The organism is Herminiimonas glaciei (genome assembly GCF_042664955.1).
GTDB lineage: Bacteria > Pseudomonadota > Gammaproteobacteria > Burkholderiales > Burkholderiaceae_D > Oxalicibacterium > Oxalicibacterium glaciei.
In genome coordinates this window covers 679,141-704,030 of sequence record NZ_JBHTBU010000001.1, presented here as the reverse complement: position 1 = coordinate 704,030, position 24,890 = coordinate 679,141, and the positions used below count along the sequence as shown (strand labels likewise).

The 24,890-nt window shown below is 53.0% G+C and carries 22 protein-coding genes; 9 read left to right on the top strand and 13 right to left on the bottom strand.

All coding sequences use genetic code 11. The features are described 5' to 3' along the window. Window positions 1-84 precede the first annotated feature (84 nt). Together ACFQPC_RS03070 and ACFQPC_RS03065 are read right to left on the bottom strand one after the other, a co-directional pair. Complete coding sequence (locus ACFQPC_RS03070; RefSeq protein WP_382270154.1) at window positions 85-2,094, bottom strand: ATP-dependent DNA helicase; 2,010 nt, start codon at window positions 2,092-2,094, stop codon at window positions 85-87. Between the two features lie 88 nt (window positions 2,095-2,182). Then, window positions 2,183-2,386, bottom strand: a complete 204-nt coding sequence (locus tag ACFQPC_RS03065) for a YdcH family protein (RefSeq protein ID WP_382271859.1) — start codon at window positions 2,384-2,386, stop codon at window positions 2,183-2,185. 255 nt (window positions 2,387-2,641) lie between these two features. Here ACFQPC_RS03065 and ACFQPC_RS03060 point away from each other — a divergent pair, with 255 nt between their 5' ends. Continuing rightward, window positions 2,642-3,448, top strand: a complete 807-nt coding sequence (locus ACFQPC_RS03060; protein ID WP_382270153.1) for a PP2C family protein-serine/threonine phosphatase — start codon at window positions 2,642-2,644, stop codon at window positions 3,446-3,448. A 230-nt stretch (window positions 3,449-3,678) separates the two neighbouring features. After that, entirely contained in the window at window positions 3,679-6,483 is a 2,805-nt protein-coding gene (locus ACFQPC_RS03055; RefSeq protein ID WP_382270152.1) for an EAL domain-containing protein, read from the top strand. A 104-nt stretch (window positions 6,484-6,587) separates the two neighbouring features. Here ACFQPC_RS03055 and ACFQPC_RS03050 read toward each other — a convergent pair whose 3' ends face one another. Then, complete coding sequence (locus ACFQPC_RS03050) at window positions 6,588-6,890, bottom strand: ElaB/YgaM/YqjD family protein (RefSeq protein WP_382270151.1); 303 nt, start codon at window positions 6,888-6,890, stop codon at window positions 6,588-6,590. An 84-nt stretch (window positions 6,891-6,974) separates the two neighbouring features. Then, complete coding sequence (locus ACFQPC_RS03045; protein WP_382270150.1) at window positions 6,975-7,427, bottom strand: ferritin-like domain-containing protein; 453 nt, start codon at window positions 7,425-7,427, stop codon at window positions 6,975-6,977. Window positions 7,428-8,025: 598 nt separating this feature from the next. Between ACFQPC_RS03045 and ACFQPC_RS03040 the strand changes: the two genes are divergently transcribed. Then, window positions 8,026-10,155: a putative bifunctional diguanylate cyclase/phosphodiesterase gene (locus tag ACFQPC_RS03040; RefSeq protein ID WP_382270149.1), complete on the top strand. Its 2,130-nt coding sequence runs from the start codon at window positions 8,026-8,028 to the stop codon at window positions 10,153-10,155. A gap of 3 nt (window positions 10,156-10,158) precedes the next feature. Here the strand turns inward: ACFQPC_RS03040 and ACFQPC_RS03035 are convergent, their stop codons facing one another. The 7 genes from ACFQPC_RS03035 to ACFQPC_RS03005 all read right to left on the bottom strand — a co-directional run bounded on the left by ACFQPC_RS03035 (window position 10,159) and on the right by ACFQPC_RS03005 (window position 17,819). Further along, a complete protein-coding gene (locus ACFQPC_RS03035; RefSeq protein WP_382270148.1) occupies window positions 10,159-10,395 on the bottom strand; it encodes a hypothetical protein in 237 nt (78 codons plus the stop codon). 197 nt (window positions 10,396-10,592) lie between these two features. Then, a complete protein-coding gene (locus ACFQPC_RS03030; RefSeq protein ID WP_012079998.1) occupies window positions 10,593-12,143 on the bottom strand; it encodes a 2-isopropylmalate synthase in 1,551 nt (516 codons plus the stop codon). Between the two features lie 77 nt (window positions 12,144-12,220). Beyond that, window positions 12,221-13,108 (bottom strand): CDP-diacylglycerol--serine O-phosphatidyltransferase, encoded by an 888-nt coding sequence (pssA, locus tag ACFQPC_RS03025; protein WP_382270147.1) that lies wholly within the window; start codon window positions 13,106-13,108, stop codon window positions 12,221-12,223. Between the two features lie 229 nt (window positions 13,109-13,337). Further along, window positions 13,338-14,084: an SIMPL domain-containing protein gene (locus tag ACFQPC_RS03020; protein ID WP_382270146.1), complete on the bottom strand. Its 747-nt coding sequence runs from the start codon at window positions 14,082-14,084 to the stop codon at window positions 13,338-13,340. Window positions 14,085-14,521: 437 nt separating this feature from the next. Beyond that, window positions 14,522-15,538 (bottom strand): ketol-acid reductoisomerase, encoded by a 1,017-nt coding sequence (gene ilvC, locus ACFQPC_RS03015; protein WP_012080001.1) that lies wholly within the window; start codon window positions 15,536-15,538, stop codon window positions 14,522-14,524. A gap of 38 nt (window positions 15,539-15,576) precedes the next feature. Continuing rightward, window positions 15,577-16,068 carry an acetolactate synthase small subunit gene (gene ilvN, locus ACFQPC_RS03010; RefSeq protein ID WP_012080002.1) on the bottom strand — a complete coding sequence of 164 codons (492 nt, stop codon included), beginning with the start codon at window positions 16,066-16,068 and terminating at the stop codon, window positions 15,577-15,579. Next, window positions 16,068-17,819, bottom strand: coding sequence for an acetolactate synthase 3 catalytic subunit (locus tag ACFQPC_RS03005; protein WP_382270145.1), 1,752 nt, complete (start codon window positions 17,817-17,819; stop codon window positions 16,068-16,070). Before ACFQPC_RS03005 ends, ilvN begins: the two co-directional genes overlap by 1 nt. Window positions 17,820-18,335: 516 nt before the next feature. Here ACFQPC_RS03005 and ACFQPC_RS03000 point away from each other — a divergent pair. The 6 genes from ACFQPC_RS03000 to ACFQPC_RS02975 all read left to right on the top strand — a co-directional run bounded on the left by ACFQPC_RS03000 (window position 18,336) and on the right by ACFQPC_RS02975 (window position 22,034). Then, window positions 18,336-18,905 carry an RNA polymerase sigma factor gene (locus tag ACFQPC_RS03000; protein WP_382270144.1) on the top strand — a complete coding sequence of 190 codons (570 nt, stop codon included), beginning with the start codon at window positions 18,336-18,338 and terminating at the stop codon, window positions 18,903-18,905. Beyond that, the gene (locus ACFQPC_RS02995; protein ID WP_382270143.1) at window positions 18,902-19,309 is read left to right on the top strand and encodes a DUF3619 family protein; all 408 of its coding nucleotides are present in this window, start codon (window positions 18,902-18,904) and stop codon (window positions 19,307-19,309) included. Before ACFQPC_RS03000 ends, ACFQPC_RS02995 begins: the two co-directional genes overlap by 4 nt. A gap of 2 nt (window positions 19,310-19,311) precedes the next feature. After that, window positions 19,312-20,043 (top strand): DUF3106 domain-containing protein, encoded by a 732-nt coding sequence (locus ACFQPC_RS02990; protein WP_382270142.1) that lies wholly within the window; start codon window positions 19,312-19,314, stop codon window positions 20,041-20,043. A gap of 18 nt (window positions 20,044-20,061) precedes the next feature. After that, entirely contained in the window at window positions 20,062-20,559 is a 498-nt protein-coding gene (locus tag ACFQPC_RS02985) for an RDD family protein (protein ID WP_382270141.1), read from the top strand. A 149-nt stretch (window positions 20,560-20,708) separates the two neighbouring features. Beyond that, window positions 20,709-21,356 (top strand): phasin family protein, encoded by a 648-nt coding sequence (locus ACFQPC_RS02980; RefSeq protein WP_382271858.1) that lies wholly within the window; start codon window positions 20,709-20,711, stop codon window positions 21,354-21,356. An 81-nt stretch (window positions 21,357-21,437) separates the two neighbouring features. Further along, window positions 21,438-22,034: an LOG family protein gene (locus ACFQPC_RS02975; RefSeq protein WP_382270140.1), complete on the top strand. Its 597-nt coding sequence runs from the start codon at window positions 21,438-21,440 to the stop codon at window positions 22,032-22,034. 14 nt (window positions 22,035-22,048) lie between these two features. Here the strand turns inward: ACFQPC_RS02975 and ACFQPC_RS02970 are convergent, their stop codons facing one another. Next, a complete protein-coding gene (locus tag ACFQPC_RS02970) occupies window positions 22,049-23,290 on the bottom strand; it encodes a cystathionine gamma-synthase family protein (protein ID WP_382270139.1) in 1,242 nt (413 codons plus the stop codon). 79 nt (window positions 23,291-23,369) lie between these two features. Then, window positions 23,370-24,887: an amidophosphoribosyltransferase gene (gene purF / locus ACFQPC_RS02965; RefSeq protein ID WP_012080011.1), complete on the bottom strand. Its 1,518-nt coding sequence runs from the start codon at window positions 24,885-24,887 to the stop codon at window positions 23,370-23,372. Between the last annotated feature and the right edge of the window lie 3 nt (window positions 24,888-24,890).

Below are 24,890 nucleotides of genomic sequence, written 5' to 3'. Positions count from 1 at the left end.
CTCTGCCGCATAAGCTTGCGAGCCGATCCAGATAAATTCTGCATCCCGGCCTGCGCCTTACCGCTGCGTCGTACTGGTGCAAATTTACTCTGCGCTGGCGTCCGCTGTGTCTATCGTCGCAAAGAATTCCTGTACCACCGCCAGTTCACGCGTACGTTTGAACGGCGGCAGGCTTTGCCATATGCGTTTGCCATAAGGCTTGGAAATCAGGCGCGGGTCACAAATCATCAGCACACCCTTGTCCCGCTCATCGCGAATCAGGCGTCCTGCACCCTGTTTGAGGTTGATGATGGCCGCCGGTAACTGATGATGCATGAAACCATTCATGCCCTTGCGTTCCAGCGCTTCGATGCGCGCCGCCAGCACCGGATCATCCGGTGGTGAAAAAGGCAGCTTGTCGATAATCACGACCGACAAGGCATCGCCGCGCACATCCACGCCTTCCCAGAAACTCTGGCTACCGATCAATACGGCATTACCGGCAGCGCGAAAACGATCAAGTAATTCGGTACGCCCCGCTTCACCCTGCACCATCAGCGGGAATGGCAGCTTGCGCCGTTCGAATTCCTCGCGCAAGCGTTCGGCTGCACGATTCACCGCACGTATCGTCGTACACAGCAAGAAGGCACCGCCACCCGCTGCCTCGATAACCGGCAAGGCGGCGTCAATCACGGCATCGGTGTATTCAGGCGAGTTCGGTTGCGGCAAACTGGTCGGCACATAGAGCAAACCCTGCTCGCCATATTGAAACGGGCTGGGCCAGGATTTCGCCGGCTCGTCCCACAAACCCATTTGCGCGCTGTAATGATTGAAGTCGTTTTTGACGGCCAGCGTTGCCGACGTAAAAATCCAGGTACGCGGCGCGCCTTCGCGCTGCTTATTAAAGATAGGCGCGATCGATAGCGGTGTCTGATGCAATTGCAATGAGGTGGAATATGCCTCCACCCACAACACACTCTCCTGGCCGATGATCACTTCTTCGGTCTTCGGCTTATTCCACGCATCGAGGCGCATCGCCAGTTCCAGCGCACGCACCCGACATTGTTCGATGGTGTCGGCGCGCTCAGCCTGCTTTTGCAGCACGGCGATCATATTGTCGAGCTGCTCTTTCAGGGTTTCCAGCGCCGGGAAGAAGATGCTGGAAGGCGCAATCTGATTCACCGCCAGGCGCACGATATCCTGCGGGAATGCCAGCCGCAAATCGCGCGCCGCGCGTTCGACAGGTGTCACCGTGCCGGCCCAATCGGCGCCGTCACGCGCGTGCGACAAGCCTTCGGCTAGCACATCGCGGCACAGTTCCAGCACTTGCGAGGTTGAAATGGTTTCACCGAAGAACAGCGTCGCGGTATCCGGCAACTGATGTGCTTCGTCGAAAATAATCGTATTCGCCGATGGCAGCAATTCCGCCACGCCAGTGTCTTTCAATGCCACATCGGCGAAAAATAAATGGTGATTGACCACCACCACGTCGGCTTGCTGCGCCTCCTTGCGCGCCTTCATCACGAAGCAATCCTGATAATACTGGCACTCGGCGCCCATGCAGGTATCGCGTGTCGATGTCACCAGGTTCCAGATCAAAGCGGTTTCCGGCACTTTCGACAATTCAGCCTTGTCGCCGGAACTGGTGGTTTTCATGAAGCGCGAAATTTCACGCAAGTGGCCGACGTCGTCGCGCGACGTCAGGCGACCGTTTTGCAAGGTACGTTCGAGATGGAAATGACAAACGTAATTGGCGCGCCCTTTCAGCAAAGCGACCGAAACCGGTGCATTCAAGGCTTTACGTACGCTGGGGATATCACGCAGGAATAACTGATCCTGCAAGTTCTTGGTACCGGTCGAAACGATCACCTTGCCGCCCCACAGCAGCGCAGGCACCAGATAGGCAAAGGTTTTACCGGTGCCGGTACCGGCTTCCGCAATCAGCGTGCTTTGATTGGAAATCGCATGCGCAATGGCTTTGGCCATTTCGGTTTGCGACTGGCGTGGACGGAAGGCCCCGACCGCATGGCCCAGCGGGCTATCAACACCAAACAACTGATCGATTTCGGCATCGTGTGTGGCGGCTACAGGCAATGCAGAAGGTTCGTCGATCAAAATAAAGTCTTGGGGTTAAGCACTGGGGGATAAAGAAAATCTATGCGCCGCGTCATTCGGCCGACACGGCCACCGAAGGAATACGGCCTCAGGCTGGAATATCAGGAATCAATTGCATTTTAAGCAAGGTGATATTGTCTTTCAGCTGCAATTTCCGCTTTTTCAAACGGCGCAATTGTAACTCCTCATGGCGTCCGTCACGTACCAGAGTCTCGATCACGGCATCCAGGTCCCGATGTTCAACTTCCAGTTCGACAATACGTTGATGCAGAAGAGCGTGCGAAGTGTTCATAGTCATATTGTCTGTCTTCTTGTCGATGAAACAATTCAAATATCCAGGGTGGCCACAACAGGCCCGATTAAGCACCCGGCCCGGGCTTTGTCCGCTACCGGCCATCAAATCACAGGCACAGCCGACGCCAGGCACCGTCATCCAATTGTAAAAAATTCTTACAATTTTAAAAGCCCGGCATTTACTTCCGGCGGACTCTGCATGCAATAATCAAACGCAATAATTCACAGCCATAAGTTTAATCCACTAACACGCATGCGCCAATACGAGATAGAAGCCGGGACCGGCCAGCACATAGGCGACCGTAGCGAACAGCAAGACCGCGTCGCCCTGTTTGCCGCGCCCAAAGCACCTGGCTATATGTTAGCCGTCATTGCTGATGGGATGGGAGGTTTATCGGGCGGTGCATTGGCTGCAGAGCAAGTCGTGCGTAGCGCGCAACAGGTTTTCGAGCGTTTTTCGCCACTCACCGATAATCCGGAAGCCATCCTGCATACGATCGCCAGCGAAGCCGATACTGTCATTAAGCTATCAGCCATGTCGTCAGACAAAAAGCCACACAGTACCGTAGTGTTGCTGATCATCACGCCACAAAATAGTGCAATCTGGGCGCATGTCGGCGATTCCCGCCTGTATTTCTTCGATGGCCCGAATTGCATCAAACGCACGGTAGACCATACCTATCTCGAACAACTGAAGGCCGAAAACAAGCTGGACGAGGCAAAAGCCAGGGATCCCTTGCTCGCCAACCTGCTGGTGAATGTACTCGGCAGCAGTAGTAACGATTTCAATATTTCGCTGAACCGTCGCGACGGCCTGAAGGCAGGCGACTCCTTCCTGCTCTGCACCGATGGCTTATGGTCCTATTTCAGCGATGCGGAACTGGGGGCGGCTATCGCAGTCAACTCGCCGCGCAAGGCCTCCGAGATGCTGATCGCGAACGCACGCAAACGCGCGGCCGGCAGCAAGGCTGACAATTGCACCTTAGCCATTGTCAAACTGGTCAAACCAGCCAAGGAAGTCAAAGACTATACGATTAAAAAAATGCGCAGCGCAGTTTGAAAAATTTACAAGCGTCGACTTATTTGCCCGCCCTGCTTGACGAAAGCTATCGCTAGCCGTTAGCTTCTAACCAAGCGGGAAAATTCTTAATAAAGACCACTACCGCAAGGTAGCCGGCAGTCGCTGAAAACCTTCATCAATCCATCTTTTCAGCGACCAAGGCAGTGACTACGGCCTTTCGTACAAACCGGCATTTCGCGCAGTCCGTCGCAATTTGAAAAGACCATGCATTGAAAAAAACTCTGTCCTCCCGCTTTAACTTCGACAGCTTGCGTGTGCGCTTGCTGGTACTCGTATTGCTCGCGATTGTGCCGCCGGTGATCCTGACGGTTTATGGTGCATGGAAAGAACGCCAGCAAGCGATACGGATGGCGGAAGACAATTTACAGCAATTGACGCAATTGGCTGCGACCAGCGAAGCACGTTCGATAGAAGGTGCACGACAACTGCTTACCGTCCTCTCGGTGATTCCGGAACTGCGTGGAGATGCGAAAACTTGCAGCCAGTTCCTCGGCACCATCCTCAAAAAGAATGAAGGCTACGTCAACTTCGGCCTGATCCAGTTGAATGGCGATGTCACGTGTAGCGCACTGCCGCTGACGGGCAAGGTCAATCTCGGCGACCGGCCGCATTTCAAGCGCGCGGTACAGGATAAAACCTTTGCCGCCGGTGACTATGTCATGGGTCGCACGGTACGCAAGCACACGATCAACCTGACCTACCCTATCCTAGGTAATAACGGCGAAGTACAGGCGGTGATTTTTGCCGCGCTTGATTTAAGCGTGCTTGATCGCTTTGTCAGCGATATCGAATTGCCGGCAGGTGCGGTACTCGTCACCGCGGACAGTAACGGCACCATCATCGCCAGGCGACCAAATCCCGAACAATGGATAGGCACGCGCACGCCGCAATCACTGTTCGACGTCATGATCAAAGTCGGCTTTGGCACGTCGGCCCTGACCGACGCGGATGGCGTAACCCGCCTGCATGCATTTGCACCGGTAGGCACCAACAATATTTCCAATTTCAAGGTCAGCATCGGCATCCCGATGGATGACATCGTGGCACCGGCAAATCATTTACAAATGATGGAGCTCACCACGCTCGCCGTGATCGCCTTGCTGGCATTGATCGCAGCCTGGTTTGTCGGCGATGTCATTATCTTGCGCCGGGTTAAAGCGCTGGTGCGTACCGCAGACCAGCTGGCCGGCGGCAACCTGAAAGCACGTACCGGTATCAAATACGGCAAGGAAGAAATCAGCCAGCTGGCGCGCGCCTTCGACAGCATGGCCAGTTCGCTGCAACAGCACGAAACGGAACGCGAACAATCGAAAGCAATTCTGTTCGCTGAAAAAGAACGTGCGCAAGTAACACTGGAATCGATTGCCGATGCGGTCATCACCACCGACAAACTCGGCAATATCGAATACATGAATCCGGTGGCGGAAAACCTGACCGGCTGGAGCAAGGCGGAGGCGGAAGGCTTGCCGTCAACCCGCGTATTCAAAATCATCAATGGCCATACCCGCGAACCGGTACCGAATCCGGTGGAACTGGTATTCGAACAGCAAAGCAACGTCGAACTGATCAAGGACACTGTACTGCTGAGTCGTAACGGCAATGAATATGCAGTCGAAGATTCAGCGGCACCGATACGCGATCGCGATGGAAAAATCATAGGCGTGGTATTGGTATTCCATGATGTCAGCGATTCACGCAAGCTTGCGATCCAGCTATCGCACCAGGCGGCGCATGATCCATTGACAGGTTTGTTCAACCGCCGTGAATTCGAACGCCGGCTTGAAGTGGCGATCGATACGCTGGCACTGCAATCCAAACAGCATGCCCTGCTGTACCTGGACCTGGATCAATTCAAAATCGTCAACGACACCTGCGGTCACAGCGCGGGCGACGAATTGTTGCGCCAGATCACCGCCCTGCTGCAACCCTTGGTGCGCGACAGCGATACGCTGGCCCGCCTGGGTGGCGATGAGTTCGGTGCCTTCCTTGAAAATTGCACACCCGATTCGGCAGTACGCATTGCAGAAAAATTGCGCCAGACTATCTGCGATTTCCATTTCGTATGGCAAGACAAAATCTTCCCTATCGGTGTCAGCATAGGCCTGGTTAATTTCAACAGCGACGCTCTGTCGCTGCCGGACTTGCTGAGCGCTGCCGATGCAGCCTGCTATGTCGCCAAAGACACCGGGCGCAACCGCGTACATATTTATCGTGCCGAAGATCATCAGCTGGCGCAGAACCAGGGCGAAATCAAATGGAATGAGCGGATACAAAAAGCCTTTGAGACCGATGGCTTTTGCCTGTACTCGCAAGAGATCGTTAATATCCGTCCGGAAGCCGGCAGCTTCAAGTTTGCCGAGTTGCGCCTCTACATGACGGACGATGCCGGCCGCCTGATCCCGACCACCGCTTTCATCCCGGCAGCTGAGCGTTACCATTACATGCCAACCATAGATCGCTGGGTGATCCGTACTGTCTTTGCACAGCAGGCAGCATCCCTGCTCAAGTCATCGGATCAGCGCCTGCAAGTCATGCTGATCAAGATATCCGGCAGTTCGCTGGATGATGAAACCTTCATTGAATTTGTGCGTGAACAATTCATTCACTTTGCACTGCCTTACGACTCGATCTGTTTCGCAATTGCAGAAACTACCGCCATTACCAACCTTACGCGCGCGCTCAGTTTCATTGATACGCTGAAGCCACTCGGCTGTCGCTTTGCGCTCGATGATTTTGGTAGCGGCATGTCTTCCTTTGCTTACCTGAAACACCTGGACGTTGATTTCCTGAAAATAGATGGTGGCTATATTCAGGGCATGGAAAGCGATCCGGTTGATTGCGCCAAGATTGAAGCAATTCAACACATCAGCAATGTGATGGGTATCAAGACCATTGCGCCTAATGTTGACAGCGATGCGATGTTGAATAAATTACGCGGCATCGGCATCGGCTATGTGCAAGGCAGCGCCTTGCATCCGAAGGTTCCGTTCTACCCGCCGCTGGGTAGCAAATAAACCGCGCCCAAAAAAATCAACGGTAACAAAAACGCCCGCCCGGTATAAACCAGGCGGGCGTTTTCACTTCATTACTGCGATTTGGGCTGTGGCCTGTCCGGCGTCTATTTACGTGAAAACAGGAAACCGAGTACCAAACCGAGGCCGGCTGAGATCGTCACCGCGCGCCAGGGGTTATGCGTGACATAGTCATCTGTCGTGGTCGCAACTTCCTTGGTTTTTTTCACAGCGACGGTAGGAATTTCTTTCGCCGCAGCAATGGCAGAATCCAGAAACTCAACATACTTCTTGCTCAGTTCACCAGTTTTTTCCACCGCCTGGGATTTGGCTTCACGCGCCAACTCTTTCGTATCCTTGGACAAAGCCTTGAGATCTTTGGAAATATCATCAACTTTGGATTCGATCATCTTTTTTCTCCTAAAAGGTGTATCAATGTTCCGCCTGTCAGCGGTACGAATAAACGCCCTGCCTGAATCGGCAGGACCAGGCTATCAACTCATCGACAAATGAGCACGATTACGTAAGTTCTTCATCAGTTCATAGTTTTGGATAACACCCTGATACTGGCGCTCCACTACCGCCCGCACATCGAGCGGCAAATCCTTTTCCAGCGCACGGCGATAACTTTTCAGCGCCATATCCTCACCGCGCTCACACTCCTTCATAATCGCCTCATCGTCTTTTCCCATCAAGGATGATTTGATATCTATCCAGCGCCGATGCAAACTTCCTCCCAGGCTATGACGCCGCTCGGGATTACCACCGCGTGAAACCAGCAAGACACTGAGTTCCTGCGCTGCATCATTGCAGCCATCAGCCAGATTCAGAAAAGGCTGCTTCAATTGAACATCGCGTATATCTTCAGCACATGTCTTGAAGCCTGCTTCACCATCCCTGCACGCCTCGATCAATTCATTGAGGGTCGCCAGTACATCGTCTCTCATCATTCTTCCTTTCAGAAAACATCAAGTCCGCCCCTCATGTTTTTCTTGTGCGTGCCGTAGAGAACTCTGTCACGTATAACTTCGACCGCGAATCGCCATTACCGATCCGAGCATGCATGGATTTTTTTAAAGCGCGTTTCGTTGCTGGAAGATACCGGCAGATATGCAGCCGGTATGGGATGGCAGTAAGAATCAATATGCAGCAAAGTTGAACCAGGCTCTGTTCGGCAGCGTACATATGACTATGAAGTATTGATTTCACATTAGTTATATATTTAGACGCGCAATTCGAGGCAAAATAGACGCTTATTGCTGCTAAATCCATATTTCTGACAAGCAAGGTACAATGCCCGATGCGTTAGTGCATACTGAGCCAACGAATGGAATCGTAGTATCCGCGTCATTCCACTTCATTCCTGCTGCCTCAAGACCACCGAAGTTGCCGAAATATCAAGTCAATCTTCATTTAGCCAAACGAGCATAAAAGACAGAAAGCCTCTGCGCTTTTCTGCCAAGAGTCGTGCTGAAAGAAATACCAAGGAAGCTTGCGAATTTCGTATCAAAACAGTTTGTCTTTTAAAATGAATAAAGCCTTTCTATGCTGACCGCACATTACGATTCGCTACTGGTATTGATCTCGCTACTGGTCGCCATCCTTGCGTCCTACACGGCGCTGGACATGGCCGGCAGGATCAATTCCGCCACTGCCAGGGGCAGCATGCTGTGGCTCGCCGGCGGTGCGGTTGCGATGGGCATCGGTATCTGGTCCATGCACTTCATAGGCATGCTGTCATTCAACCTGCCGATCCCGCTGGGCTACGACATCAGCATCACCGTACTCTCGCTGGTCATTGCCATCGTTGCTTCCGGCTTTGCCTTATGGCGTATCAGCCAGGCTGAATTACCTTTATTGCAATTGATTGGCAGCGCCATCTTTATGGGCATTGCGATCGCCGCCATGCATTACACCGGCATGGCAGCGATGCGCATGACGCCGGGTATTGAATACGATCCGTGGCTCTTCGCACTCTCGATCCTGATTGCAATCAGCGCCTCGGGTGCCGCCTTATGGATCGCCTTTCGCCTGCGTACCAACACTCCGAATGTAGTACGCTGGCGCGCTATGGCTGCGGTAGTGATGGGCGCAGCCATCATCGGCATGCATTACACCGGCATGGCGGCAGCCAACTTCCCGATAGGCAGCGTCTGTAGTGCGGCAGTCGAAGGTGTCGGTCCCGGCTGGCTCGCCATTGTCGTGATCGTGACCACGCTTGCCGTACTTGCCATTGCACTGCTGACTTCGGTACTGGATGCACGACTGGATTCGCAAACCGGCAAGCTGGTACGCTCCCTCGCGCTCGCCAACCAGGAATTGACCAAACAGGCATTGCAAGACAACCTGACCAAATTACCTAACCGTACCCTGCTGGAAGACCGGCTGGACCAAATGGTGCACAAGGCGGTGCGTGAGCAAAGTCGCTTCGCCCTGATGTTCATCGATCTCGACGGCTTCAAGGCGATCAATGATTCGCTCGGGCATCACATCGGCGACTTGCTGTTGATCGACGTCGCCAAACGCATACGTGACAATATTCGCGCGCAGGACACTGCCGCCCGTCTCGGTGGCGATGAATTCGTCATGTTGATTGAAGTCAACGAGCCGGAGGATGCCGCCTCGGTCGCGGACAAGCTGTGCACCACCCTCAACCAGCCCTTCGATATTGCGCAATACAACCTTGGCATTTCAGCCAGCATCGGGATCGCGGTATATCCGGAGGATGGCAAGACACGCCATGATTTGCTGGTACATGCGGATGCAGCGATGTATCACACCAAGAGTACCGGCCGTAACGGCTATCACTTCTTCGAAGCATCGATGAACATCAATGCGCACAACCAGTTGCAGGTGATACAGGATTTGCGCACGGCACTGGAGCGCAAGGAATTCCGTTTGCATTACCAGCCGAAGTTCAGTACTACCGACGGCGTGGTGGTCGGGGCTGAAGCGCTGCTGCGCTGGCAGCATCCGATCCGTGGCATCGTGGCACCTGCAGATTTCATCAGCCTGGCCGAAAAAACCGGCCTCATCGTACCGATAGGTGAATGGGTGCTGGATGAAGCTTGTCGCCAGATGCGCAAATGGTATGACGAGGGATATCAGCAATGGAAGATTGCGGTCAACCTGTCCTCGGTCCAGTTCAGCAATGACAATCTGGTTGAGATGGTGAAAGAAACACTGGCGCGCAACAACTTGCCGGCCACCAGCTTGATGCTGGAAGTCACGGAATCCACCGCCATGCATAATGTCGAAGCCAGCCTGACTATTCTTGAGCAACTGGTCAGCCTCGGTGTAGAGATTTCGATCGACGATTTCGGTACCGGCTATTCCAGCCTGCTTTACCTGAAGCGCCTGCCGGCAACTGAATTAAAGATAGACCGCGGCTTCATACGTGACCTGGCACACGGCTCAGACGATGCTTCTATAGTTTCGGCCATCGTTGCGCTGGGCCGTTCGCTCAATTTGCGTATCGTGGCAGAGGGTGTCGAAACCGAGAAACAGCAAGAATATCTGACCACCTTGGGTTGCGATACGCTGCAAGGCTACTTCATGGGCCACCCGATGGCTTCCGAGCAATTCATGGCAGCGATCAATGCGCTCAAGGCCGTGCAACTGAACCTGCACGTCCCGGGCACTCTCGGCAACTCAGGTTTGCAATCCCAGCATTGATTTTTATTTTTGGCAGTAAGCCAGTGCCAGCGGATCGTGCAGTGATGCGCTGTAATGCCAGGACTGATGCCACATCAGATAAGGGGTCAATACCTGGCCTTGCCCCATCTCGACGGCAAAGGCTTCCGGTATCGTCGATATCCACGCAACAATTATCACTGCGGCAGCAATCGTAAACAGCACCAGTGTCAGTGCCGCCAGAAAAAGTCGAAAGATATGCGGGTTATTTACTTGATCCATACAGCCCCCCCCTTGCACAACGGCCAGCCTGCCTAAGCGATGGATTTGAGAGGCGATTCTAATTTGAAGCCATCGATGGATTCTGTACGCTGACGCACTTAAGCTCTTACTTAACTGAGGCTCAATCGTTTACAACCATAAACAAAAAGGCCTTGCTTCGCAGCAAGGCCTTTTTTATTCTGATTCACCACTGAAAATTACAATTGCGGGTTCAGTTTTTCTATCTTCGAGTGCAATTTATTCAGTGCAGAAATGTAGGCTTTGGCTGAAGCGACCACGATATCCAGGTCGGCACCGACGCCATTGACAATACGTCCGGCCTTCGACAAGCGCATCGTTACTTCACCTTGCGATTCGGTACCGGTCGTGATTGCATTGACGGAAAACAGCAGCAATTCTGCGCCACTGCCAACCTTGGCTTCAATCGCATTGACGATTGCATCAACCGGGCCATTGCCCTCGCCCTTGCAGCTTTCTTCCTTGCCATCGATCGAAAAGACGACATTCGCCGCCGGTTTTGAGCCGGTAGACGATTGCTGCGACAGCGAAACAAAGCTGTAGTATTCCTTTTCGTGCGATTGCTGCTCATCCGAAACCAAGGCCATGATGTCTTCATCGAAGATATCGGATTTACGATCGGCCAACTCCTTGAAACGCACAAATGCAGCATCCATCTCAGCGCCGGAATCCAGCGTGATGCCCAATTCTTCCAGGCGCTGCTTGAATGCATTGCGGCCCGACAATTTACCCAGCACAATTTTGTTGGTAGTCCAGCCCACATCTTCTGCGCGCATGATTTCATAGGTATCACGTGCTTTCAGCACGCCATCCTGATGGATGCCGGAAGCATGCGCAAAAGCATTGGCACCGACGACCGATTTATTCGGCTGTACTGCGAAGCCGGTGATCTGTGACACCAGTTTGGAAGTAGGTACGATTTGCGTGGTATCGATACCGACTTCGAGGTTGAAGTGATCCTTGCGCGTACGCACCGCCATCACAATTTCTTCCAGCGCGGTATTGCCGGCACGCTCACCAAGGCCATTGATCGTACATTCGACCTGGCGCGCACCGCCTATCATCACGCCGGCCAGCGAATTCGCTACCGCCATGCCGAGATCGTTGTGGCAGTGGACTGACCAGACCGCTTTATCAGAATTCGGAATACGTTCGCGCAAGGTCTTGAGCATATTGCCGTACAGGCCAGGTACACCGTAACCGACGGTATCGGCGAAGTTGATCGTCGTTGCGCCTTCCTTGATCACCGCTTCAATCACGCGGCACAGGAAATCGATATCGGAGCGGCTGCCGTCTTCCGGGCTGAATTCGATATCGTCAGTAAAGTTGCGTGCGTAGCGCACCGCCATCTTCGCCTGCTCGAATACCTGGTCCGGCGTCATGCGCAATTTCTTCTCCATATGCAATGGCGAAGTCGCGAGGAAGGTATGGATGCGTTTGCGCTCTGCCGGCGCCAGTGCTTCCGCCGCGCGTGCAATATCCTTGTCGTTGGCACGGGACAAGGAGCAAACCGTTGCATCCTTGATGATGCCGGAGATCGCGTGGATGGATTCGAAATCACCCTGTGAAGCTGCCGCAAAACCGGCTTCGATAATGTCTACCTTCAAACGCTCCAGCTGGCGGGCGATGCGGATTTTTTCATCTTTGGTCATCGAGGCGCCGGGCGACTGTTCGCCATCGCGCAGGGTGGTATCAAATATGATGAGTTTGTTGGATGGCTGGGCAGACATGTTTAATCCTTGGGAAATGCGCCTTGGGAATTGCGCTTTAAGAATCGCGCTATAAGGTGAAAGCTATACGATAAAAATCAATGATCGTCGTGTGGTTCGAGTTCGGTTTGTACAATGCTGCTGACCGGCTTGCCTTTGGCCATGCGCCAGAAATACACGCAGTAGCCGGACAGGCCATACAGGACGAACAAGCCGAACAAGACCTTGGGCGGGTCACTGGACACCACCACGAAAGCCAGCACGATCAGGAAGATCCCGATGAACGGCACCGACTTGCGGAAGTTAATGTCCTTGAAGCTATAGAAAGGAACGTTGGTCACCATGGTCAGGCCCGCATACAGGGTAATGCCCCATGCGATCCAGCTCAGGTCCGGACCGGCAAAACCGAGGTCCTGCATCAACCAGATGAAACCGGCGACCAGCGCCGCTGCCGCCGGGCTGGGCAAGCCCTGGAAGTAACGCTTGTCGACTACGGCGATATTGGTATTGAAACGCGCCAGGCGCAAGGCGCCGCCGGCGCAATATACAAAGGCGGCGAGCCAGCCGAGCTTGCCCATATCCTGCAGCGCCCAGACGTAGACCACCAGTGCCGGTGCCGCACCAAAGGAAACCATATCGGCCAGGCTGTCATACTGCGCGCCGAATTCACTTTGGGTATTGGTCAGGCGTGCCACGCGACCATCGATCGCATCCAGCACCATCGCCGCGAAAATCGCAATCGCCGCGTAATCGAACTTTTGGCTCATCGCCATCACGATGGCATAAAAGCCGCAAAACAGTCCGGCGGTCGTGAATGCATTTGGCAGCAGGTAAATGCCACGGCGGCGCAAGGTCGGGCGCGGCGCGGCAACATCCTGCGTTTCGGCGGACAAGCTTTGGTTGCCCCGTGCAAGCCGGCCCAGCGGCCGTGGCTTGGTATAAGGAACTTTGCTATTTTTCGCTTTTCGACGATTGAAACTTGACATGCGTATCCTGTTTTCAGCTAGCGCTATGGATGGAGGATCAGGAGGCGTAGTGTATCAGACGGGCAATGCAACCGGCTGACGGCGGCCATAAACATCACATAATTCTTGCCCCGCAACAGGGACAGGAATGCGCTAAAAACGACAATGGCCGCTACCGAAGCAGCGGCCATCAACAGATTTTATGTTGCAGTGCCATATCGAGGCCAGGACCCCGATATGGCGCGCAGTCTTAACGGAACCTGACCTTGCCTACAACACGCATATTCAGCGTGGTTTCGCCAGGTTCAAAACTAGGCTCTTCAACCGGTGCCGCATCGGCAGCCATCGAAGCACGCATCATCTTGGGCGCAGCAGCCATTTCTGCGTAGTTACCGGAACCTTCAAAGTCCACGGTATCCATCACGGCATCGGCCGGATTACGCCCCATTGCGCGCGCAATCGCTGCGGTACGCTCAGTCAGGTTTTTATAGGTGGCGTCAATACGTTCGGCATCGAGCTTCTTCGCGGTCGCATCGGTCAAGCCGAATTGCAGGCCATTCAGTGCCAGCACGCCCTGCGCTGCCGCAACTGTCTTCGGCAAAGCATTCAGATTGGTGGTTTTGACTTCCAGGTACTGGCCGACACGCCATGCGGTAGGCTGGCGCGCTTTGTTGGACTGGCGTGGCTGGTCTTCCGGATAGACCGCATAGGTGTAGTAGCCACGTGTACTCAGCACGGCCTGTGGATCGGCTTTACGCACGATCTCGGTACCCTGCTTCATTTTTTGATTTACGCGCGATGCTGCCGCTGCTTTGTCCTTGTCCTGCTCTTCCACCATCAGGGTCAGGCGCGCTTCGTCATTTGCGTGCTTGACTTCGCCGTAAGCAGGAACGATGACCAGGGTACCCGTCGTTTGTACCGGCGCTGGTGACTGTGCAAATGCAGTCGCACTCGCGGCTACGCAACCAAGGGCCAGCAGGGTTTTGAATTGTGACATGTGATATCTCCCAAAAAAACGTAAAAGAAAGGCAAGCTGCGATTCGACAGCCAGCATATGGCTTAAGTTCTTTCTGACCAGCAATCGTCACACTTTTTTACAAGATTGGCTAGCCAGCAGATAGTTAGGCCAAATTAGTTTTTGGTTTGATCAACCAGTTTGTTTTTTGCAATCCAAAGCACGCGAAGACGAAAAAAAACCACGCTAGTGCGTGGTTTTTCGGCTGAGCGCGGCATGCGCTTGCAAGCGCATGCCGTTTGATGCCAGCAGCTAGTTAAATCAAACTTAGTTTTTAGTTTGGTCTACCAGTTTGTTTTTAGCGATCCAAGGCACGTGAGGGCGAAAAAAAAGCCACGCTAGTGCGTGGCTTTTCGTCCGAGCGCGGTGTTCGCTTGCAAGCGAACACCGAATGATGCCCAGTGGTAGTAAAAACTAAATTAGTTTTTAGTTTGGTCTACCAGCTTGTTTTTAGCGATCCAAGGCATCATCGCACGCAGTTTCGCACCAACTTCTTCGATTTGGTGTTCAGCTGTCAAACGACGACGGGAAATCAGGGTAGGCGCGCCTGCCTTGTTTTCCAGGATGAAGCTCTTCGCGTATTCGCCGGTTTGAATGTCTTTCAGGCATTGACGCATTGCATTTTTGGTGTCTTCGGTGACGACTTTAGGGCCGGTCACGTATTCGCCGTATTCTGCATTGTTCGAGATCGAGTAGTTCATGTTGGCGATACCGCCTTCATAGATCAGATCAACGATCAGTTTCAGTTCGTGCAAGCATTCGAAGTAAGCCATTTCCGGAGCGTAACCAGCTTCGGTCAGGGTTTCGAAACCAGCTTTGATCAGTTCAACTGCGCCACCGCACAGAACAGCTTGTTCGCCGAACAAATCTGTTTCTGTTTCTTCGCGGAAGTTGGTTTCGATGATGCCGGCACGGCCGCCGCCGTTAGCCATTGCGTACGACAAAGCGATGTCGCGTGCGACGCCGGACTTGTCCTGGTACACAGCGATCAGGTGAGGCACGCCGCCACCTTGCGAGTAAGTACCACGTACGGTGTGGCCTGGTGCTTTTGGCGCGATCATGATGACGTCCAGATCAGCGCGTGGCACAACTTGACCGTAGTGAACGTTGAAGCCGTGTGCGAATGCCAGTACTGCGCCTTGTTTAGCGTAAGGAGCAACGTTTTCGTTGTAGACCTGAGCGATGTTTTCATCTGGCAGCAAGATCATGATGACGTCAGCAGCTTTAACTGCGTCATTGACTTCTGCAACGTTCAGACCTGCGTTCTTCACTTTATCCCAGGATGCGCCGCCTTTACGCAGACCGACTGTCACTTTGACGCCGGAATCGTTCAAGTTTTGCGCGTGCGCGTGACCTTGCGAACCGTAACCGATGATGGCAACGTTTTTACCTTTGATCAGCGACAGATCACAATCTTTATCGTAGAAAACTTTCATGATGTTCCTAAATGGTGTTGTTGGTGTGAATGAACTACTTAAACTTTGAGTATGCGTTCGCCGCGACCGATACCGGAGCCGCCCGTACGGACAGTTTCCAGAATCGCCGTGCGATCGATCGAATCGATAAACGCGTCGAGCTTGGTTTTGTTACCGGTCAACTCGATGGTGTAAGTCTTGTCCGTGACGTCAATGATACGACCGCGGAAGATATCTGCAGTACGTTTCATTTCTTCACGTTCCTTACCGACTGCACGTATCTTGATGAGCATGAGCTCACGTTCGATAAACGCACCTTCGGTCAGGTCGACCACTTTCACCACTTCGATCAAACGGTTCAAATGCTTGGTGATTTGCTCAATCACATCGTCCGAGCCGCTGGTGACAATTGTCATCCGCGACAAGGTTGCATCTTCGGTTGGGGCCACGGTCAACGTTTCAATGTTGTAACCACGCGCAGAGAACAAACCTACTACGCGCGACAAGGCACCCGCTTCATTTTCCAGTAAAACAGAAACGATATGGCGCATCACAGATCCTCCGAACCCAACAGCATTTCAGTCAAACCCTTGCCTGTCTTGACCATAGGCCAGACGTTTTCGGTTTGATCCGTAATGAAATTCATGAATACCAGTCGGTCTTTCATGTCGAACGCTTCTTTCAGTGCGCCATCGACATCAGCCGGATTTTCGATCTTCATACCGACGTGACCGTAAGACTCAACCAGCTTGTTAAAGTCAGGCAGGGAATCCATGTAAGACTCGGAATAACGTGAACCATATTCCAGCTGTTGCCACTGACGAACCATACCGAGGAAACGATTGTTCAACAGGATAATTTTTGGTGTCAGGTGGTACTGCTTGCAGGTTGCCAGTTCCTGGATACACATCTGGATCGATGCTTCACCGGTGATACAGGCCACGGTCGCATCCGGATTTGCCTTTTGTACGCCCATTGCGTACGGCAAGCCGACGCCCATGGTGCCGAGACCACCCGAGTTGATCCAGCGACGCGGCTTGTCGAACGGATAGTATTGCGCCGCCCACATTTGATGCTGGCCTACATCCGAAGTGATGAAGGCATCGCCCTTGGTGACTTCCCATACTTTCTGGATCACCGATTGCGGTTTGATGACTTCAGTCGAATCAGTAAACTTCAGACAATCGCGCTTGCGCCATTCGTTGATCTGCTTCCACCATGCCGACAGCGCGACGCTGTTCGGTTTGGCATCAGCCGCATCCAGTTGCGCCAGCAATTCAACCAGCACTTCCTTGACGTTACCAACGATAGGAATATCAACCTTGACGCGCTTCGAGATCGACGATGGATCGATGTCGATATGAATGATCTTGCGCGGGGTTGCAGAGAAATGTTTAGGGTTACCGATCACGCGGTCATCGAAGCGCGCGCCGATCGCAATCATCACGTCCGAGTGCTGCATCGCCATGTTGGCTTCATAGGTACCGTGCATGCCAGGCATACCAACGAATTTGTCGCTCGAGGCTTTGTATGCGCCCAGACCCATCAGGGTGTTGGTGCATGGGTAGCCGAGACGATCCACCAGACGATTCAGTTCTTCCGAAGCATTCGCCAGGATCACACCGCCGCCGGTATAAATCATCGGACGTTCTGCTTGCAACAAGAGCTGCACAGCTTTGCGGATTTGACCGGAGTGACCTTTGTCTACCGGTTTGTACGAGCGCATTTCGACTTCTTGCGGATACTCGAACACGCACTTGTGCATCGTGATGTCTTTAGGGATGTCGATCAATACCGGACCTGGACGGCCGGTGGTCGCGATGAAGAAAGCCTTCTTCATGGTCGCTGCCAGATCCTTGACATCCTTGACGAGGAAATTGTGTTTCACGCATGGACGTGTAATACCGACGGTATCGCATTCCTGGAATGCATCCAGGCCGATCGCGTGCGAAGGCACCTGACCGGAAATGACGATCATCGGGATCGAATCCATATACGCAGTCGCCAAACCGGTGACGGCATTGGTTACGCCAGGACCAGAGGTCACCAGGCAAACACCGACTTTGTTGGAGCTGCGGGAATATGCGTCAGCAGCATGTACGGCGGCCTGTTCATGGCGCACCAGGATATGCTGGAATTTGCTGTGATTGAAAATCGCGTCGTAGATATACAGCACTGCACCGCCAGGGTAGCCGAACACATGTTCAACACCTTCTTCGGCCAGGCAACGGACAACGATTTCGGCGCCGGTTAATTCTTCGCCGATTTTATTATTGCTGCTAGTACTTGTTTCAGAGGTCATGCTAACGTCCTTTCAAGGTCCATTGGAAATTGATCGGATGCTCTCTCCTGTTGAAACCGCTTGATGCTCCAGTGCTTAGGCGTCCCTTTTTTGTGCGGTCACGCCAATTCGTCACACATCTGTGAATGTGTTTCAAAAAGACGCTTAACGCGACTCGTTCAGCCAGAGGTTCTGGGGCAATGACGGATTTCTCACGCTTGTGGCGTGGGTTAGAGCAAACAGCTTTCAAATTGTTTGAAGCGCGCCTTCCAACAACATTGCATCATGCGCAATATGCAGAAAGACCATGGGTACCCTTTGAGATGGAAAGGGGAACGATACGTTACTGCGTTGCACAATATTGGTCAAGCTAAATCGCTGGAAAGCTGTATGAAATCAACGATTTTGCACAAAAAACGCCCGCAAACGAGGCTTTTTTGCTAGCATGCGTGCAGTTTAAAAACGTGATTGTCAAATTGTTGAGACATCTCATCCCGAAACACCCTCGGCAGCGTTCCCTCGAATGCGCTGCATCCAATGGCAACTGATAAAGAACTTTCGGATTTTCTTGAAGATGTCGAACGCCGTGCCTTCAAACAGGCGGTGTACGCGGTTCGCAAGGAAGAATCGGCACTGGACATCGTCCAGGATGCCATGATCAAACTCGCTGAGAAATACGGCGACAAGCCCGCCCCTGAACTGCCGATGCTGTTCCAGCGCATCCTGCAAAATACCATCCGCGACTATTTCCGGCGCGAAAAAGTCCGCACCTCATGGATCAGCCTGTTCTCCAGTTTTGGCAACAAACAGGAAGATCAGGAAAATTTCGATGCGATGGATATGATAGAGGCGGAAGAAGGCAGCTTTGGCGCCGAGACCGGCTTGGTCAAGCTGGAACGCAAGCAAGTCCTCGAATTCATAGAACATGAAGTACAAAATCTCCCATCACGTCAACGAGAAGCCTTCCTGATGCGTTATTGGCAGGATCTGAACGTGGCAGAAACTGCCGCCGTAATGGGATGCTCTGAAGGAAGTGTGAAAACGCACTGTTCTCGTGCAACGCATGCCTTGGCTCAGGCGCTCAAAGCCAAAGGAATTTACCTATGAAAACCAAAGAACTGGATCTCGCATATAAACTGCGTCATGCGCTGGATGAAAGCGCCAATCAGGTGTCGGCAAATACCGCCGAACGCCTGGCATCTGCACGCAATATCGCCTTATCCCGCAAAAAACAGGGTATTGCGGCACCAGCTTACGCGGCACAACCCGCGCTGGCATCCTATGGTGGCGCACCGTCGTCGGATCATCGCTGGGCCTGGTTGGGTCGCATGGGCTTGATCGTACCGCTGGCTGCCCTGGTGTTCGGTTTGATTGGCGCCTATCAGTTTGAACAACATCAGCAAATCATGGATTCCGCATCCATTGATGCCGAAGTATTAACTGATGATTTGCCGATATCGGCTTATCTCGATCACGGTTTTGATGCATTTTTGGCAAAAGGGGACAAATAGGCATGAAGGCATGGATTTTTTCCCTGAATACATCAGCTCTCGGGAAAATCACTACTACCCTCTTCGCCTTGTCCCTTGCATATACCCATGCAACGCAAGCAGCGCCAGCTAGCGCGCCGACATTTGCTCCGGCCACTCCTGCGGCCAATAGCAAACCGATAGTCAAGGCAACGCCTTCAGCCGCGGCCAAAACCAATAGCAACAATAGCAAGGCGGAATGGAACAAATTAAGCCCTGCACAAAAGCAAGCACTGGCACCATTGGCCGGCGATTGGCACAAACTGGATTCCTTCCGTAAGGAAAAATGGCTGGAGCTGGCGAATCGATTTGCCACCATGACACCACCAGAACAGGAACGCATGCAGGAACGTATGCGCGACTGGGTAAAGCTGACGCCTGACCAAAGACGGCTGGCGCGCGAAAATTACAATCGTGCGAAGAAACTGAATGCCGAGCAAAAGGCCAAGCAGTGGGAAGAGTATCAACAGCTGCCTGATGAAAAGAAAAAACAATTGGCAGAAACGACGCCGCCGGCAAAGCGCATCGTGAATCCGCCGCGCCTGAGCAACGGACAAAGTAACGGCCTAAGCAATGGTCAAAATTCGCCGCAAGTAAAGATCGCGCCTAAAGCGGCACCGGCCAAACAGCCAGTACCACGCCAGGAAGCGATCCAGCCTTCGTTGCCACCACCGGCTCCCGCGCCGGTGACCCCGCCTACGGTACAATCACAATAAAACTGCCGCCACCGCCTTATGTCATTGAACAGCTCTGATACGCCAACGATCAAACGCCGCCTGACTACAATGATTTATGAAGGCCTCCTGCTATTCGGCGTCGTCGCAATTGCAGGCCTGCTGTTCTCCACGATTTTCCAGCAACGTAATGCCCTCTATCTGCGTCATGCGCTGCAATATTGGTTATTCTTTGTGGTCGGCGTCTATTTCATCTGGTTCTGGATACATAGCGGACAAACCTTGCCCATGAAAACATGGCGTATCCGCCTGGTGACGGTAGATGGTCAAGCATTGGGTTTCAAACATGCCCTTGCACGCTACTTCCTGGCCTGGGGTTGGTTCCTGCCGGGCCTTGCCATTGCATGGGCTTTGGATGCCAAGGCATGGACTTCCGTTGCGATTGTTGGTGCGAATGTCGCGGCATGGGCACTCGCTGCTTACGTCCATCCTAGCCGTCAGTTTCTCCATGACCGCATCGCCGGCACCAAGCTGGTCCAGCTCAATAAAATCAAATAATCTCCGTGCCTGCCCTCGTGCAGGCCAGGCTTCCCGCCCCGCTCACCTCCGCTATTTGGCATCAAAAGTGAATCTTGTTGATTCCTTATGGTCAATGCTTAGGTAGATCATTACAATGAGTCGTACCTTCAGTATTCATCTTGATTGACGTGCCATGCCTGTACAGGCATTTTTGTTTAACCAAACAGCGGAGAAGTCACATGGTAAAGAAACTGAAAAAAACAACGAAATCAGGAAGCAAACAATTGACTGATGGCGTACACGCATCAGCCCAACAAATCTGGCAAGCCGGGCTGGAAGCATTTGCCAAGACCCAGCAGGAAGGTGAGAAAGTACTCGCCAAGCTAGCCAAGAAAGGGAGCAGCCTGCACAAGCGCACGCGTAAAATCGCTGAAAGCAAAGTTGCGGATGTCTCCGACGGCTTGCTCAAACTCAGCAATAACGTCGGCAAACAGGCATCCAGCTCATGGGACAAACTGGAACAACTAATCGAAAACACCGTCGCCAATTCCCTCAATCATTTTGGCGTATCAACCAAAAAAGAATTGGAAGCACTGCATAAGCGCATCGATACGTTAACCAAAAAAGGCGCGGCGGCCGTCGGGACAAAAAAACCGGCAGCAAAGAAAAGTGCTGGCAAAAAAACCGCTGCCAAGAAAACCGTGGCAAAGAAAGCCGTAGCGAAAAAAGCAGTCGCCAAACCCGCAGCCAAGAAGTCACCGGCTAAGAAAGCACCTGTCAAAAAAGCTGCAGCGAAAAAACCGGCAGCACGTAAAGCGGCAGTAAAAACTGCTTAAGCCACACCGCAGGGTTTGCGCCTGGCGCAAACCCGCATCTGCAACATCAGCATGTCTAATCACCCTCTCCCTGTACCGAAAATGAAATCTCTTTGTGTTTATTGCGGCTCTTCTTATGGAGCTAAACCGGTGTACGCCGAAGCTGCGCGCGCGCTGGCAAAAGAAATGGTCGATCATCACATTTCGCTCGTCTATGGCGGCGGCAACGTCGGTTTGATGGGCGTGATTGCCAATGAAATCCTGCGCCTCGGCGGCAAAGCCACCGGCGTGATTCCGCAAGCTTTAATGGATAAGGAAGTCGGGCACAGGGAGCTCACGCATTTGCATGTAGTGAAGGACATGCACGAACGCAAAGCCTTGATGGCGGAGCTGTCGGATGGTTTCGTTGCGATGCCGGGCGGCATAGGAACGCTGGAGGAATTATTTGAAATCCTGACCTGGTCGCAGCTCGGTTTTCATCAAAAACCGATAGGCGTACTCAATGTCGATGGATTTTATGACGGGCTGATCGCCTTCCTGCAAAACCAGGTGGCGCAAGGTTTTGTGAAAGACAATCAAGCCTCATTGATGATGCATGAAACAACACCGCTGGCACTCATGATACGGCTGCAAACTTTTGTGCCGCAACCCAGCACCAAAGTGCTGGACGCGCTGGCAGCTAAAACACTGCTGCCTTAATAGCGCTAGCGGAATCAGGCATCCAGCGCCTGGCGGAAGTCTTCCACCAGGTCAGCCGTGTCTTCGATACCTATCGAGACACGGATCAGTGATTCTGCAATCCCCATGCTGGCGCGACGTTCGGCACCCATTTCATAAAAAATGGTGTGTGCGACCGGGATCACCAACGTGCGGGTATCACCCAGATTGCTGGCTGACACACCCAGTTGCAGGCGGTTCAGGTAATCGAAGCAATCGATGCCATCCTTCAGTTCGAAACTGAACAGGCTGCCATAGGCACGGAACAGTTCCGTCGAAATCGCATGCTGCGGGTGCGACTTCAAACCCGGGTAATACACCGCAGCCACCCGTTCATCGGCTTCCAGCATCTGCGCAACAGCCAGCGCATTCGCACATTCACGATCCAGGCGCAGCGCCATGGTTTCGGCACCTACCGCCAGGTGATGTGCCGCTTCCGGCCCCAGCGAACCGCCAAAGTCGCGCAAGGCCTTGGCACGGATTTGCGCCATGCCCCATTGCGCGGTCGGGTAACGCTTATAGGTTTCGAGGATGTTCGGGAAGCGCGCCCAGTCATACAAGCCGGTATCGGTCAGACTGCCACCCAATGCATTGCCGTGGCCGCCTATAGATTTGGTCAGTGCATTGATGACGATGCCGGCGCCTACTGTTTTCGGACGGAACAGATAAGGCGAAGTCATGGTGTTATCAACCACATACAGGATGCCGCGCTCAGCACATAACTTGCCGATACGTGCCAGATCCGCGACCTGGGTACGTGGATTGGCGATGGTTTCAACGAAGACGATGCGGGTGTTCGGCTGGATCGCAGCCTCTACATTCTTGACGTCGGTCGCATCAACCATGGCGATCTGTACGCCCTGTCCCCCTACGGTTTGCCACAGGCTATTGGTATTGCCGAACAGGAAGGCCGACGAAACCACATGATCACCCTCGCGCAATAAGGCTTGCACCACTGCACCGATCGCGGCCATGCCGGTCGCAAAGCAGATGGTGGAAAGACCTTCTTCCATCTTGTTCACTTTGTCTTCCAGCGCAGCGACGGTCGGATTGCCCTGGCGGCCATAGCGATAGCCGGGTTTCTTACCCTGGAATACGGTCGCCAGTTCACGCGCATCGCTATAACCGAAGGTGACAGAGGTATGGATAGGTTTATGCAGGGAGCCATGTTCAATCGCCTTTTGGCGATCGCTGTGCAAGGTGGTAGTGGTAAAACCGTATTTTTTGGAGTCAGTCATGATGGCCAAGAAAAAAATGCCTGAATGCACACTTGCGCGTGCAAATCAGGCATGGCTGTAACGTCGATTAAATTAAAACTTAATCTACCTGTGCCAGATTCAAATTCAATTGCGAGCGAATCGCATCGTCCACTTCCGGTTTCGGATTGTTGCGGGCGAATTCGATACGATCCAGGTAGTCACGCGAAATATCACCGGTCACATAGATGCCGTCAAAGCATGAGGCTTCCAGGCTCTTCAAGGCCGGATTCACATCCGAAATCGAACGCTTCAGGGCTTCGATATCCTGATAGATCAGCGCATCAGCAGTGATTTCGCGGCACACTTCTTCGGTACTGCGACCGTAGGCAATCAATTCTGCACGGGTCGGCATATCGATACCGTACACGTTCGGATATTTCACCGGTGGTGCTGCAGAAGCAAAGATCACTTTCTTCGCACCGGCTTCACGCGCCATCTGCACGATTTCACGGCTGGTGGTACCACGGACGATGGAGTCATCGACCAGCAATACATTCTTGCCTTTGAACTCGGAACCGATCGCATTCAGTTTCTGACGTACCGACTTGCTACGGATAGCCTGTCCCGGCATCAGGAAGGTACGACCGATGTAACGGTTCTTGATGAAACCTTCGCGGTATTCGATGTTCAGCTTTTGCGCCAGTTCCATCGCTGCCGGACGCGACGAATCAGGGATAGGCATGACCACGTCGATATCACCGAGCGGGATTTCCTGTTTGATTTTCTCTGCCAGGTATTCACCCATTTTCAGGCGGGTCGCGTAGACCGACGCACCATCGATGATGGAATCAGGGCGGGCAAAATAAACATACTCAAACGCACATGGATTGAGCGTTGGATTTTCAGCGCATTGCTGGTTGTAGAGTTTGCCGTCGATATCGATGAAGATCGCTTCGCCTGGCAATACATCGCGCAGGAAGCGGAATCCCAGGCCTTCGAGTGCCACGGATTCGCTGGCAACCAGGTATTCGGTGCCTTTTTCGGTTTCATTGAAACCTATGCACAGCGGACGGATACCGAAAGGATCGCGGAAAGCCAGCAGGCCGTAACCGGCGATTTGTGCGGTTACCGCATACGAACCACGGACACGCTTGTGAACCATAGCCACGGCCTTGAAAATCGCGGCAGGATCGAGCGAGTAACCGGTGGTCGCTTGCTGGATTTCATGTGCCAGCACGTTCAACAGGACTTCCGAATCGGAAGTGGTGTTGATGTGACGACGATCATTCTTGAACATCTCGATTTTGAGCTGTTCCCAGTTCGTCAGGTTGCCGTTGTGCGCCATGATGATGCCGAACGGTGCATTGACGTAGAACGGTTGCGCTTCTTCCGCACTGGAAGAACCGGCAGTCGGGTAACGGACCTGGCCGACCCCGGAATTGCCGAACAGCGAACGCATATTGCGGGTGCGGAAGACATCCCGTACCAGGCCGTTCGCCTTATGCATGCTGAATGTATTGCCGTTATCGGTAGCGATACCGGCTGCATCCTGACCACGGTGCTGCAACAGCAGCAACGCGTCATAAATCAATTGATTGACAGGGGTGTGAGAAACAACGCCAACAATGCCACACATGGT